This window comes from Halorubrum sp. FL23, from assembly GCF_052439115.2.
In the GTDB taxonomy this organism is placed as follows: Archaea; Halobacteriota; Halobacteria; order Halobacteriales; family Haloferacaceae; genus Halorubrum; species Halorubrum persicum.
Window position 1 is genome coordinate 73,856 of the sequence record NZ_JBQVRO020000007.1, and the last position, 13,193, is coordinate 87,048.

At 69.2% G+C, this 13,193-nt stretch carries 11 protein-coding genes; 7 read left to right on the plus strand and 4 right to left on the minus strand.

The window, feature by feature from the left end; genetic code table 11:
* Positions 1–16: 16 nt before the first annotated feature.
* A complete protein-coding gene (cofH, locus tag ACT4MF_RS10395; RefSeq protein WP_099256232.1) occupies positions 17–1,444 on the minus strand; it encodes a 7,8-didemethyl-8-hydroxy-5-deazariboflavin synthase subunit CofH in 1,428 nt (475 codons plus the stop codon).
* A 118-nt stretch (positions 1,445–1,562) separates the two neighbouring features.
* Positions 1,563–2,492, minus strand: coding sequence for an HFX_2341 family transcriptional regulator (locus tag ACT4MF_RS10400; protein ID WP_099256231.1), 930 nt, complete (start codon positions 2,490–2,492; stop codon positions 1,563–1,565).
* Positions 2,493–2,659: 167 nt separating this feature from the next.
* Between ACT4MF_RS10400 and ACT4MF_RS10405 the strand changes: the two genes are divergently transcribed.
* The 4 genes from ACT4MF_RS10405 (at position 2,660) to ACT4MF_RS10420 (ending at position 9,172) form a co-directional block, all read left to right on the plus strand.
* On the plus strand, positions 2,660–6,184 hold the full coding sequence (locus ACT4MF_RS10405) for a pentapeptide repeat-containing protein (RefSeq protein WP_444682573.1): 3,525 nt from the start codon (positions 2,660–2,662) through the stop codon (positions 6,182–6,184).
* Between the two features lie 108 nt (positions 6,185–6,292).
* The gene (locus ACT4MF_RS10410) at positions 6,293–7,600 is read left to right on the plus strand and encodes an acetamidase/formamidase family protein (protein WP_444682574.1); all 1,308 of its coding nucleotides are present in this window, start codon (positions 6,293–6,295) and stop codon (positions 7,598–7,600) included.
* A gap of 68 nt (positions 7,601–7,668) precedes the next feature.
* Complete coding sequence (locus tag ACT4MF_RS10415) at positions 7,669–8,748, plus strand: aminopeptidase (RefSeq protein ID WP_444682575.1); 1,080 nt, start codon at positions 7,669–7,671, stop codon at positions 8,746–8,748.
* A 139-nt stretch (positions 8,749–8,887) separates the two neighbouring features.
* Positions 8,888–9,172 (plus strand): amphi-Trp domain-containing protein, encoded by a 285-nt coding sequence (locus tag ACT4MF_RS10420; RefSeq protein ID WP_099256227.1) that lies wholly within the window; start codon positions 8,888–8,890, stop codon positions 9,170–9,172.
* Between the two features lie 16 nt (positions 9,173–9,188).
* Here the strand turns inward: ACT4MF_RS10420 and ACT4MF_RS10425 are convergent, their stop codons facing one another.
* Entirely contained in the window at positions 9,189–9,749 is a 561-nt protein-coding gene (locus ACT4MF_RS10425; RefSeq protein WP_099256226.1) for a response regulator, read from the minus strand.
* 207 nt (positions 9,750–9,956) lie between these two features.
* Here ACT4MF_RS10425 and pan2 point away from each other — a divergent pair, with 207 nt between their 5' ends.
* The 3 genes from pan2 (at position 9,957) to ACT4MF_RS10440 (ending at position 12,274) form a co-directional block, all read left to right on the plus strand.
* Complete coding sequence (gene pan2, locus ACT4MF_RS10430; protein WP_099256225.1) at positions 9,957–11,180, plus strand: proteasome-activating nucleotidase Pan2; 1,224 nt, start codon at positions 9,957–9,959, stop codon at positions 11,178–11,180.
* Between the two features lie 91 nt (positions 11,181–11,271).
* On the plus strand, positions 11,272–11,817 hold the full coding sequence (locus ACT4MF_RS10435) for a pyruvoyl-dependent arginine decarboxylase (protein ID WP_444682576.1): 546 nt from the start codon (positions 11,272–11,274) through the stop codon (positions 11,815–11,817).
* Between the two features lie 79 nt (positions 11,818–11,896).
* A complete protein-coding gene (locus tag ACT4MF_RS10440; RefSeq protein WP_095637418.1) occupies positions 11,897–12,274 on the plus strand; it encodes a DUF5811 family protein in 378 nt (125 codons plus the stop codon).
* A 7-nt stretch (positions 12,275–12,281) separates the two neighbouring features.
* Here ACT4MF_RS10440 and ACT4MF_RS10445 read toward each other — a convergent pair whose 3' ends face one another.
* Positions 12,282–13,151 (minus strand): M14 family metallopeptidase, encoded by an 870-nt coding sequence (locus ACT4MF_RS10445; protein WP_099256223.1) that lies wholly within the window; start codon positions 13,149–13,151, stop codon positions 12,282–12,284.
* Positions 13,152–13,193 lie beyond the last annotated feature (42 nt).

Sequence of the window (13,193 nt, forward strand, 5' to 3'; positions counted from 1 at the left end):
CGACCCGCCGGCCGGGTCAGTCGTCGGCGCTCGCGGAGTCGCCGTCGGGGGCCGGCCCTTCGTTCGACCGATCCGAGAGCATCGGCGTGCCGTCGGCGCGGGGACCGAGTCGCGGTCCGTGGGGGCCGTCGTCGGGATCGATCCGGCGACGGCTGCGGTAGTCGGTGGAGCGCTCGACCGGGACGCGGCCGATCGCCGTGATCATCTCGACGTAGTCGTCGAACGAGCGGTATTCGCCGTACTCGCCGCCGGCGCGTTTCGTGATCTCCTCCGAGAGGATGGTGCCCATGAAGTCGTCGGCGCCGCAGTTAAGCAGTTTCAACCCGTGGGCGTCGCCCGACTTCACCCACGACGCCTGCACGTGGTCGACGTTGTCGAGGAAGAGGCGCGCGACCGCGACGACCAGTTCGTCCTCGTCGCGGGACGGCCCCGACTCGACGACGCCGTGGCGGTAGAGTGGTGTGTTCTGGTGGATGAAGGAGAGCGGAACGAACTCCGTAATCTGCCCGGTGCGGTCCTGGAGGTCGCGGATCACCCCCAGATGCTCCGCGCGGTGGGCGACCGTCTCGACGTGACCGTACATCATCGTCGCGGTGGTGTCGAGGCCGGCGGCCATCGCGCCCTCCATGGCGTCGACCCAGTCGCCGGTGCGGATCTTCCCCGGGCAGATCACGTCGCGGACCTCGTCGACGAGGATCTCCGCGGCGGTGCCGGGCGCGGAGTCGAGGCCGGCGTCGGCCAGCTCGCGGTAGACGGTCTCGTACTCCCAGTCGGTGCCGCGGGCGGCGTGATACGCCTCTTCCGGGGTCATCGAGTGGACGTGGATCCCGCCGACCGACATCGCCTCGATCTGCTCGAGGTAGGTGCCCGGATCCGTGGCGTACCGGGCGGGCGGCTTGTAGTTCACCGCGCTCTCGGGGTCGTCGTACGACCGGAGGATCTCGTGGTGCTCCTCGTTCAGCGCGAGCGCGGGGTGGAGCCCCGACACCGAGCACACCTCGTAGACGCCCATGTCGAGGGCGTCCTCGACGATCGCTCGGGATTCGGCGGGCGTCTTGGTGAACCCCGCGTGGTCGGCGTCGCTGTCGGCCTCGAAGGCGTGCGCGGAGTCTTTGAAGTTACAGAACAGACAGCCCGTGTTGCAGGCGGTCGTGACGTTGTTGTTGAGGTTGGCGACGAAGGTGACCTCGTCGCCGACCGTCTCTCGGCGCCGCCGATCGGCGAGTTCGAGGACCTGCTCTTTGCGGATCGGATCGATCCCGTCCGCGTCCGTCCCCGTGGCGAGCAGTTCGATCGCGTCGTCGACCGAGAGGCGGCTCCCGTCGCGGGCCTTCGCCAGCGCGTTCTCGAACGACTGATCGGTCGACGGCTCGGCGAAGCCGAAGTCGCCGTCGAGGTCGGCGGCGTCGCGGTCTGTCGCGTCGGAGTCCCGCGCCGGAGTCATCGCGTGTGTCTCCCCGTCCCACGGATAAAAACGGGGCGGTCACGACACCCGACGGAGCGGTGGATGCGATCGCGCGGACGGGCGCGCCCCTCCCCGACCGATCGGCGCCGGCAGTCGCTCACGCCAAGTCCCGGTCCTCGCCGGCGTGCGCTCGGACCCAGAGCTCGCCGATCCGAGAGAGCGTGGTCCGGTAGGACTTCCCGCGCTCCTCGCGCTCGATGTACCCCTTGCCGCCGGGGCCGAGCCGGTCGACGTTGTAGATCACCTTCGAGCGGAAGGAGTCGGTGTACTCCTCGTTGAGGTCGTCGGCGAGCGTCTCGGCCAGCTCCGACACCGACTCGAACTCGCCGTGCTCGCCGAGGGTGAACAGCACGAGCTCCTCGAACGGCTTGACGTTCTGGAAGGAGGCGACCGGGAGTTCGATCACGTGGCTGTCGCCGATGCGCTTCGCGCCGATGGTGGTGCCGCGCTCGTCGAACTCCGCGAGCAGGTCGGTGGTGCTCGCGAGGCGGTCGGCGACGCGGTCGTCGTCCACCGCGTCGTCCTCGACCAGCTCCTGCAGGAGGTCTCGGTTCGCCCGCAGCTCCTCGGCGAGTTCGGTCTCGAGGTACTTCTCCGGGGCGGTGTAGTAGGTGTGGATCCGGTCGCGGTCGTCCTGTCGCTCGACCATGATCGAGTGGGCCGCAGTCGCGAACGCGAAGGAGACGGGACGCGGCATCGAACAGAGGTTCACCCACACCTCGCGTTCGTCGGAGTCGCCGACCCCCTCGTCCCGGTCGAGCTCCGCGTTGATCAGGTCGTATGCGCGCTCGAAGGCGGCGTCGTAGTCGTACACGTCGTCCAACTGCTCGCGGACCGTCTTGGCGCCGAGCAGGTTCCGGAAGTCCTGTTCGAGCTTCCGGGCGATGTTGCGCGAGTACTCGACGTTGGCCTCGCTGCCGACCGTCCCCTCCAGGAGGATCACCCGGTCGACGTCGAACTGGTCCCGGATGAGCGGGGCGATCATGCGGTCGTAGTCGAAGCCGACCGGCACGACGTGGGTCTGCATACGGACGGGAGTACGCGGGAGAGCGGTAAAAAGGGCTCCTCACCGCCCCGACAGATCCCGACCCGGGTTCGGCGGGGCGGCGGCCGTGCTGATGCGCCCGCCCGCAAACGTGCGGGCGAGTACCAAAATTAAAGTCCCTGTCTTCACATTGACCTGTCAACATACCGATGGAGGGGAGGTGTACGTACCGATTCGATCCAGACGAGTACGACGCGACGGGGATGGCCGACACCGGAATCGACGAGGTGTGGCACTGTCCTCACGACGCTCACGCCGGCGCGGACCGCTGCGTGTTCCACCTGTCGAGCGACGCCCGCGACGAACTCGGCGTCGACGACGACGCGGTCGCCGACCGGCTCAGGGAGGTCGCGGGCGAGCGCGGGAAGACCGCGAAACAGCTCTTCGGGGCCCGGTTCGGCGACGTCTCGCTCCGCCACGAGATCCTCGCCGCCGCCGACAAACACCCCCTCGACCTCAGAGGCGCGACGGTGGCCGGCACCCTCGATCTCACCGCGTCGGAGTTCGAACAGCGAATCGACCTCACGGGCGCAGAGATCGGGGCGATCGACTGGACGGAGTCCGCGTTCGACGCGCCGGTCGACCTCTCCGGCGCCGTCGTTCGCGGCGAGGCGACGCTCACGGCCGCCGTCTTCGAGGGCGATGTCGACCTCGTCGGCACGACGTTCGAGGGCCCAGTCGACGCCCGAGAGGTCCGGTTCAACGGTGACACGTCCCTCCGCGAGACCCGATTTCACGACGCGGCGACGTTCGACGGGGCCGAGTTCCGCGGCGACGCGAACCTCTTAGACGACGACGCCTGCTTCGAGAACGCCCGCTTCGACGCGCCCGTCTCGTTCGCGAAGGCCGCCTTTCGGTACGCGGACTTCGTCGGCTGCGAGTTCGGCGCCGACGCGACGTTCGACCGAACGGCGTTCGGCGGCGACGCGGAGTTCGCGGACGCGACGTTCGAGGCGACGGCGACGTTCGCGTCCGCCGCGTTCGACCGCGACGCCGCGTTCGACCGGGCGGCGTTCGGTGGCCGCGCCGACTTCGCCGAGGCCCGCTTCGACGGCGACACCGCGTTCGCGGGGGCGACGTTCGCGGGGCCGGCGACGTTCGCGGGCGCGGAGTTCCGCGGGCGGGACAACCTCGAAGACGACGACCTCTCGTTCGCGGACGCGACGTTCGAGGCGGCGGCGACGTTCCGACGGGCGGTCGTCGGCTTCGCCGACTTCGCGGGGCTGACGGCCGCGGACGAGCTCGTCTTCGACGAGGGGCGCTTCGTAGAGGAGGTCAGCTTCGCGGACGCGACGCTGGCGTCGCTGTCCTGTGACGAGGCCCGATTCCGGAACGACGCGAGCTTCGAGGCGGTCACGGTTTCGGGGCCCGCGACGTTCCGGGGCGCCGAGTTCCAGGGCGGCGACAACGTCGACGACGACGACCTCTCCGTCGCCGACGCCGCCTTCGGCGACGACGTCGACTTCCTCGGCGCCCAGTTCGGCTACAGCGACTTCTCGGGCGTCTCCTTCGGCGGCGACGCCGTCTTCGACGAGTCGCGCTTCGACGACGACCTCTCGTTCGCGGACGCGACGTTCGAGGCGGCGGCGAGCTTCGACGAGTGTCGCTTCGACGACGACGCCGCCTTCGACGGCGCGGCCTTCACCGGTCGGGCCAGCTTCCGCGGCGCGGAGTTCGACGGCGGGGACAACGTCCGCGACGACGACGTGACGTTCGCCGACGCCGCCTTCGGCGGCGACGCCGACTTCTACCGCGCGGAGTTCGAGTACGCGAACTTCGAGGCGGCGGTCTTCGAGCGCCCCGCGAACTTCGAGGCGACGCGCTTCGCCGGCGAGGGCGGGTTCCGGGACGCCGCCTTCCGGGGCGAGACGACGTTCGCCGAGGCGCGGTTCGACGACGACGCCATCTTCGAGGACGCGGCGTTCAGCGCCCCCGTCTCCTTCCTCGGCGTCGAGTTCGTCGGCGACTACCACGAGGACGACGACGCCGCGTTCTCCGGGGCCCGCTTCGACGACGAAGCGGACTTCCGCGAGATCGAGTTCGGCCAGACCGGCTTCGACGACGCCCGGTTCCTGGGGGCCGTGTCGTTCCGGGAGTCGCTGTTCGGCCGCGCCCGCTTCGAGGACGCGCTGTGTGAGGAGTCGGTCGACCTGTCGTTCACGCGATTCACCGAGCCGGTCTCCTTCGACGGCATCGCGTTCGAGTCCGGCGTCACCGTCGACGAGGCCCGGTTCGAGAGCGACGCGAGCTTCGTCGAGTCGACGTTCGAGGAGGGAGCGACCTTCCGCGGCGTCGAGTTTCAGGGCGGCGCGCACACGGTCACCGACGCGGACTTCGAGGCGGCGACGTTCGGCGACAGCGCCGACTTCAAGCTCGCCGAGTTCCGCGTCGCCGACTTCTCCGGGGTGGAGTTCGAGGGGACGGCGCTGTTCGAGCGCACCGTCTTCGAGGACGACGGGACCTTCCGAAACGCGTGGTTCGGTGCGTCGGCGATCTTCTCTCGGTCTCGGTTCCTCGAGGAGTCCGACTTCTCCAGCTGTCGCTTCGAGGGCGAGGCACACTTCGACGAGCTTCGCTTCGAGAAGGACAGCACCTTCGCGGACGCGGAGTTCGACGACGACGCGACGTTCCGGTCGGCGGAGTTCGAGGGGAGCGCGAACATGCACAACGACGACGCCAGCTTCGAGGCGGCGACGTTCCGGCAGACGGCCGACTTCGACAAGGCGTCGTTCCTCTACGCGAACTTCAGGCACGCGACGTTCGCCCGAGACGCCACGTTCACCGACGCAGAGTTCGCACACTCCGTCGTCTTCCGACCCCGCCCCGACGAGTCCGAGACGCTCGTCGATCTGAGCAACGCGACCGTGCGCGGCGGGACGCTCGGCCAGCCCGAAGACGGGGACGCCTTCTACGACTGTACGCACGCGGAGGTCTGCGACATCACGCTCGACGACACCGACTGCACCCACGGCCTGTTCAACCACTTCCGATTCTGTAACACCGACTTCCACGGCTTCGATTTCACGGCCCACAAGACGTACCTCGCGCGGAACAACTGGGAGATCCACACCTTCGCCGCCTCGGAGGCGGCTCACCGATCGACGAACCGAGGCCAGTTCACGCCGGCCACGCTGGAGAACACGTATCTGAAGGCGAAGAACTGTGCGAGCGACTTCGGCGACCGCAAGGCCGCCGCGGAGTTCTTCATCAAGGAGATGGTGTACCGCCGGCGGAAGAACTGGCGCGCCACGTTCACCCGCGAGGAGGACGTGTCGGCCGTCAACCGCACCAGGGCGCTCGGCAAGTGGATCGGGAATAAGGTGCTTCACCAGACGTGCGGGTACGGCGAGCGGCTCTGGCGCGTGGTCTACGTCTCCGCCGTGACCGTGTTCATCTGGGGAGTGTTGTACACCACGACGACCGAGGGAACGACGGGCAGCAGCGGGCTCACGACGCAGGGGATAAACGGCTTCCCGAACCTCCTCACGCCGGAGGGAGCGGTCGTCCTCGGGAAGAACATGTACTTCAGCATGGTGACGTTCACCACACTCGGCTACGGGGACATCCAGCCCGTGGGGTCGACCGCGCGTGCGCTCGCCGGCCTCGAAGCGTTCCTCGGTGCGCTCCTCGTCGCGCTCGTCGTCTTCGTGTTGGGGCGCCGGGTCGCCTGGTAACCGGCGCGCGCCCTCCATCCTCACGCCTCTCTCTCGAGTCGAACGGCCCCTCGACGCCCGTCCGCGAGCAGTAGCGTTATTGGCGAGACGCCCGCACTACACCATGGTATGTCACAACAAGGCGTTCAAGAGGAGCTGTACGTCGACCAGTACACGCTCGGACTCGTCGGCCCCGATCAGGAGTGGGCCGGAACGGTCGCGGACGGCGGGACGGTGGAGACGTACACGCCGCCGGGGTGTTGGGGACCGATGGTCACGCCCTCGTTCCGCGGCGGCCACGAGGTGACCCGCCCGATCCGGGTCGAGGGCGCGGAGGTCGGCGACGCGATCGCGATTCACGTCCGCGACGTCGAGGTGACGAGCATGGCGACGAGCACCGGGTCGATGGCGGAACGCGAGGGGGCGTTCGGCGACGACCCCTTCGTCGACCACCGCTGTCCGGAGTGCGGGACGACGTGGCCCGACTCCGTCGTCGAGGGCACCGGCGAGGACGCGATCCGCTGCGCCGAGTGCGGCGCCAACGCCTCCTCGTTCGGCTTCGAGTACGGCTACACGGTCGCCTTCGACCACGAGAACGCGGTCGGCATCACCCTCGACAAGGAGGGCGCCCACGCGCTCGCGACCGACGCCGAACGCGTGATGGACATCCCCGAGAACGCCCGGCAACACCCAATCCTGCTGTACGAGCCGGACGGGATGCCCGGCACGCTCGGTCGCCTCCGCCCCTTCATCGGGAACATCGGCACGACGCCCCCGGTGACGATGCCGGACTCGCACAACGCGGGGGACTTCGGTCAGAACCTCATCGGCGCCGATCACGACTACGGCGTCGAGACCGAGACCGACCTCGAGAAGCGCACCGACGGCCACATGGACATCCCGGAGGTCCGCGCCGGCGCCACGCTGATCTGTCCCGTGGCGATCGACGGCGGCGGGGTGTACGTCGGCGATCTCCACGCGAACCAGGGCGACGGCGAGCTCTCCCTCCACACGACCGACGTGAGCGGCACCGTCACCATGGACGTGGAGGTGATCGAGGGCCTCGACCTCGACGGCCCCGTGCTCCTGCCGAACGAGGAGGACCTCCCCTTTATCAGTCGGCCGTACACCGACGCGGAGCGCGAGGCCGGCCGCGACCTCGGCGCGGACCACGGCGTCGACGTCGAGGACGACATGGCCCCGATCCAGGTCGTCGGCTCCGGCGCCACCGTCAACGACGCCACGCAGAACGCCTTCGACCGCGCGGGACGGCTGCTCGACATGAGCGAGGGCGAGATCCGCGCCCGGTGCACGTTCACCGGCGGCGTCCAGATCGGTCGGCTCCCGGGCGTCGTCCAACTCGATCTGCTGGCGCCGCTCGATCTGCTCGACGAGCGCGGCCTCGGCGACGCGGCACGGGAGCAGTACGGGCTGTAGCCGCTCTCTCGCGGCGGGCACCGAACCCGGAAGGAAAGCCGTAATTCCCCGGCCGCGAAACACCGTGCATGGACGCACGCATTCGCGAACACGCGGAGATCATCGCCGACCACTCGACCGACATCCAGTCGGGCGACGACGTGGTCATCCAGCTGCCGAAGGAGGCCGAGGACCTCGCGGTCGCGCTCCACGAGGTCTGTGGCGACCGCGGCGCCAACCCCGTCTACCTCAACTACTCGAAGCGCGCGCAGCGCGCCTTCAAGCGCTCCGCAGACGAGTTCACCGAGCCGAGCCACCGGCGCGCGCTCTACGAGGAGGCCGACGTGTTCATCATCGCGCGCGGCGGCGCGAACGCCACCGAGGACGCCGACGTCGACCCCGAGACCAACGCGGCGTACAACCGCGCGATGGAGGAGGTGAAGCGGACGCGGCTCTCGAAGACGTGGTGTCTCACGCAGTACCCGACCGCGAGCCACGCCCAGCTCGCCGGGATGAGCACCGAGGCGTACGAGAACTTCGTGTGGGACGCCGTCTCGCTCGACTGGGACGAACAGCGCGAGTTCCAGGCGGAGATGGTCGAGATCCTCGACGCCGCCGACGAGGTCCGGATCAAGTCGGGCGAGGAGACGGACCTCACGCTCGACGTGTCGGGCAACTCCACGCTCAACGACGACGGCGAGGCGAACCTCCCCGGCGGCGAGGTCTTCACCGCGCCGGTCCGCGACGGCGTCGACGGCGAGGTCCACTTCGATCTCCCCCTCTACCGCTACGGGCGCGAGATCGAGGGGGTCCGACTCCGGTTTGAGGACGGCGAGGTCGTCTCGCACTCCGCCGAGCGCAACGAGGACCTGCTCTCCGGCATCCTCGACACCGACGAGGGCTCCCGCCGTCTCGGCGAGCTCGGCATCGGGATGAACCGCCAGATCGACCGGTTCACCTACAACATGCTGTTCGACGAGAAGATGGGCGACACCGTCCACATGGCGGTCGGCTCCGCGTACCCGGAGACGGTGGGCGAGGAGAACGCGGTCAACGAGTCGGCCGAGCACGTCGACATGATCGTCGACATGAGCGAGGACTCCGTCATCGAGGTCGACGGCGAGGTCGTCCAGCGCGACGGGACGTTCGCCTTCGAAGACGGGTTCTGAGCGCGGCCGGGCAAGCGCTTCGGGCGGGCGGGCGTTGTGAGCGACGGGCACTGCGAGCGGCGGACGCTGTGAGCGGCGGGATCGCACCGCCCGACGATCGACGTCCGCATTTATCACTCCGGGGCGCGTTCCTCGACGTATGCCCGAGGAAGTTCTCTTCAAATCCGAGAGCGCACAGAGCCGAGCGGACATCGCCGCCTACCTGCGGACCGTCGCGGACTCCCTGGAGGCCGGCGACCCGATCACGCTGAAGCGGGGCGGGGAGTCGGTGACGATGGAGCCCCCGGCGCAGCCGACGTTCGAGGTGAAGGCGGAACGCGAGGGACCGGCCGACGCCCTCGGCGAGCTGAGCGTCGAGTTCGAGTTGGAGTGGGATGAGGGCGGCGACGGCAGCGAGGCGAGCGGCGACCTGGAAATCGAGTAGTCGAGAGACGGCAGAGCTACGGGACGTTACCGGGTACTTCGACGAACGCGTCGCGGGCGGAGAGGTGGTCGAGCGTGCTGTCGACGCGCTCGCGGACGCGCTCCATCTCCTCTAAGATCTCTTCGTACTCGTCGGTGTGCGTCGTGTCGGCGGCCTCCAGCGCGGCCTTCTTCGACGCCAGCGCGAAGAACTTCTGACTGTGCTCGTCGAACTGCGCGCGGTGGAGCAGCACCTCCACGAGCCCGAGAAGGTCCTCCTTCGTGACGGGCTTCGTCTTGTAGTCGTCGAACGGCATCTCGACGATGTCCACGTCGGGTTCGACCGCGGTCAGCATCGCGACCCGCGCGTCGTACCCCTCGCCGCGGATCGCCTCCAGCACCTCGTGGCCCGACATGTCGGGCATCCGCCGGTCCAAGAGGACCACCTCGACCGAGTCGTCCATCATCGAGAGGGCCTCCTCGCCGCCGGTGGCGATCCGCACCTCGTAGGCCGTGTCGAGGTACACCCGGTACAGCTCGGCGAGATCGGGCTCGTCGTCGACCGCGAGAACCGTGTGCTTCGTTTCGGTGTCGCTCATGCTCGGAGGACTGCGGTCCGCTGATCGCCCGCTGAGGTTCCCGAGATGGCGCGGTCGACTGCTGTTCGTACGCTCATGACGCAGTCTACTCGGGAGATTGGTTAAAACCTTGACCCATGGATATCAAGATCGATACTTTCGGTCGGACCGGGAGACCGCCGTGACCCAAAGGCACATTTACGCGCGCTTCGTAACCGGGGACAACGAATGTCTCATAGCCCCTCACTGCCCGACCGTCCCCGTCTGGAGCTCGATCCGGAGATGAGCGAGACGGAACGGCTCGAGGCGATCCGCCAGCACTACCGGCGGATACTGCAGGTCAACGACGAGCTCGAGGACCGGCTCGACGACGCACAGGACCGACGCGGCGAGCTGAAGGCGGACGTCGACGAGCTGAAGCGGGAGAACGAGGTGTTGAAGACCTCCTCGCTGTACATCGCCTCGGTCGAGGAGATTACCGATGACGGCGTCGTCATCAAGCAGCACGGCAACAACCAGGAGGTGCTGACGCAGGCGTCAACGACGCTCGAGTCCGACCTTCGGCCGGGCGACCGCGTCGCCATCAACGACTCCTTCGCGGTACAGCAGGTGCTCGACGACGAGACCGACTCCCGGGCGCAGGCGATGGAGGTCACGGAGTCGCCGGACGTCACCTACGCGGACATCGGAGGCATCGACGAGCAGATCCGCGAGGTCCGCGAGGCGGTCGAGGACCCGCTCGAGGACCCCGAGCAGTTCGAAGCCGTCGGCGTCGACCCGCCGAGCGGCGTCCTCCTGCACGGCCCGCCGGGCACGGGGAAGACGATGCTCGCGAAGGCGGTCGCCAACGAGTCCGACGCCACCTTCATCAAGATGGCCGGCTCCGAGCTCGTCCGGAAGTTCATCGGCGAGGGCGCCCGGCTCGTCCGGGACCTGTTCGAGCTCGCCGCGGAGCGCGAGCCCGCCGTCATCTTCATCGACGAGATCGACGCCGTCGCCGCCAAGCGGACGGACTCGAAGACGTCGGGCGACGCCGAGGTCCAGCGCACGATGATGCAGCTGCTCTCGGAGATGGACGGCTTCGACGACCGCGGCGAGGTCCGGATCATGGCCGCCACCAACCGCTTCGACATGCTCGACGAGGCGATCCTGCGTCCCGGTCGCTTCGACCGCCTCATCGAGGTGCCCGAGCCCGGCCCCGAGGGCCGCGAGCGCATCCTCGAGATCCACACGCAGGAGATGAACGTCGCCGAGGGGACGGACGTGGGCGCGGTCGCTCGCGATCTGGAGGGGTACAGCGGCGCCGACATCGCGTCGCTGGCGACCGAGGCCGGGATGTTCGCGATCCGCGACGGCCGCACCGAGGTCACGCAGGCCGACTTCGAGCAGGCGCGCGAGAAGCTGCAGGACGCCGAGCAGACCGAAGAACAGGTCATCAACTACCAGTACTGACCGGCGTCCCGCCGGCTCGTCGTGCTCGGTCCTTACCCTCCTGCCGCCCGCTTCGTAACCCCTTACCTCCCGCGCCGCCGACCTCCCGCCGATGAACACCATCCACGTCGCCGGCGGCGTCGGCGTCGCCGACACGGCGATGGCCTCCTACGACGCCGCGCTCGCGGACGCGAACCTCCACAACTACAACCTCGTCGCGGTCTCCTCGGTCGTCCCCGCCGAGGCGACCGTCGAGTCGGTGGCCGCGGCCCCGGACCTCGGCCCCACCGGGAACCGGCTCACGGTCGTCGAGGCGCGCCGGACCGTCGGGCCGGGCGACGCGGTCGACTTCCGCGAGGGCGGGCGCGCCGGCGCGGAGGACGCCGCCTCGAAGCGAGCGCCGCGTCGCCATCCGGACGTGATCGCCGGGCTCGGCTGGGCGACCGGCCCGGGCCCCGGCCTCTTCTACGAGGTGACCGGCGAGGACGCCGCCGACGTGCGCGATCGGATTCACGCGGGGCTCGACGCGGGCGGCGACCTCCGCGACTGGGAGCTCCCCGACCGCGAACTGCGCGTCGAGGCCGCGGCCGCCGAGCCCGACCGCTTCACGACCGCCGTCGTCATCGCCGCGTACGGCGAATCGGAGCCGATCCTGTAGCCGGATCGACGGCGAGCCAGCGCGGATCGCCCTCGCCGACGCCTTTTTGAGTGGGCTCCGCGTATCAGACGTGTCTTCGATGAACGGCAATAACCCGTACGCCGGGGCACCGGGTGTGACGAACGCGGGAGAGCCCGCGGCCGTCGACCTCTCTCCGGACCAGAAACGGCGTCTCCGGCGCGCGGTCGCCGGAATCGTCTCGCGAACCGAGTCGTATCTCCCGGACAGCTACGCCGTCGGCTCCGAGCTGTCGGTCGGCGCGAACGGACCGCAGGCGACCGTCGCCGTCAACCCGCCCGCGGGCCACCCGGTCTCGGCGGGATTCACGCCGGACCCGGACGAGCTGGAAGCCGGTATCGCCGACGCCGACACCGACGAGGTCGCGCGCGGGCTGGCCGCGAGCGCCGCGATGCAGGTGATGGACGCGGTCGGCGACGTGACGCCGACCGCGAAGTGAGCCCGGGCTACTCCGTCTCCGCTTCGTCGACCCGTTCGCCTCCGGCGGCCGTTTGGTCCGCCGACGCCGGCGGCTCCAGCGTTCCCATCACCCGCCCGTAGATCCCGAATATCTCCTCGTACCCCTCCTCGCTCGCGAGGATCGGGACCACGCCCTCCTCCTCGACGCGGTGCGTGTACACGTCGTCTTCGGCGAACACCGCGCCGACGGGAATCTCCTCGAAGTTCGCGAAGTGGACCGTGGGCTCGCCGCTCCCCTTCGGCACCTCCTTGTCGCCCGCGACGACCGTCGTCTCGCTGAACGTCGGCGGCTCGTCGTCGACGGCGCCGTGCGCTCGGAGGAACGCCAGACACGCCTCGTAGCCGAACTCGACCGCCGTTTCGCTCCCCTGTCGACCGACCTCGATCGAGACGGTGTTCGGGACGGTGGAGTCCAGCGTCGTCCCGCGGAGCCCGCCCGCGTCGACGACGTAGTCGACGGGCATCGCCGTCACGCTCCGGCGCACCGACGGCGTGAGGTCGCTGTAGATCGCGAAGGGCGGCGGCGCGCTGTGGGAGGTGTGAAGCGCGAGCACCGCGTCCATCCCCTCCAGTTCGGCGGCGAGCCGCGGCGCGAGCGCGCGTTCGTACTCGTCGCTGTCGGCGTCGCCCGGGAACGCGCGGTTCAAGTCGGTGTCGGTGTACCGCGTCTCGGCCGCCAGCGCCGGCTCGTTGGCGACGATCAGTCGAACGATCCCGTCACCGGCGCCGTCTTCCGGCGCGTCGAGCGCGTCGGCGAGTCGCCTGACGATCCGCTCGCCGGCGGGCTCGTCACCGTGGATCCCGCCGACGATCGCGACGCGGGCCGACCCGGCTGACCCGCGGTCGATCGTTTCCATATCTCCACTACGCGTCGCCCCGGATAAAGTGTCGCCGTTCCG

Excerpts from the sequence above, each read along its gene's own strand:
- cofH (WP_099256232.1), bottom strand. The coding sequence starts at position 1,444 with ATGACTCCGGCGCGGGACTCCGACGCGACAGACCGCGACGCCGCCGAC.
- ACT4MF_RS10400 (WP_099256231.1), bottom strand. The coding sequence starts at position 2,492 with ATGCAGACCCACGTCGTGCCGGTCGGCTTCGACTACGACCGCATGATC.
- ACT4MF_RS10405 (WP_444682573.1), top strand. The coding sequence starts at position 2,660 with ATGGAGGGGAGGTGTACGTACCGATTCGATCCAGACGAGTACGACGCG.
- ACT4MF_RS10410 (WP_444682574.1), top strand. The coding sequence starts at position 6,293 with ATGTCACAACAAGGCGTTCAAGAGGAGCTGTACGTCGACCAGTACACG.
- ACT4MF_RS10415 (WP_444682575.1), top strand. The coding sequence starts at position 7,669 with ATGGACGCACGCATTCGCGAACACGCGGAGATCATCGCCGACCACTCG.
- ACT4MF_RS10420 (WP_099256227.1), top strand. The coding sequence starts at position 8,888 with ATGCCCGAGGAAGTTCTCTTCAAATCCGAGAGCGCACAGAGCCGAGCG.
- ACT4MF_RS10425 (WP_099256226.1), bottom strand. The coding sequence starts at position 9,749 with ATGAGCGACACCGAAACGAAGCACACGGTTCTCGCGGTCGACGACGAG.
- pan2 (WP_099256225.1), top strand. The coding sequence starts at position 9,957 with ATGTCTCATAGCCCCTCACTGCCCGACCGTCCCCGTCTGGAGCTCGAT.
- ACT4MF_RS10435 (WP_444682576.1), top strand. The coding sequence starts at position 11,272 with ATGAACACCATCCACGTCGCCGGCGGCGTCGGCGTCGCCGACACGGCG.
- ACT4MF_RS10440 (WP_095637418.1), top strand. The coding sequence starts at position 11,897 with ATGAACGGCAATAACCCGTACGCCGGGGCACCGGGTGTGACGAACGCG.
- ACT4MF_RS10445 (WP_099256223.1), bottom strand. The coding sequence starts at position 13,151 with ATGGAAACGATCGACCGCGGGTCAGCCGGGTCGGCCCGCGTCGCGATC.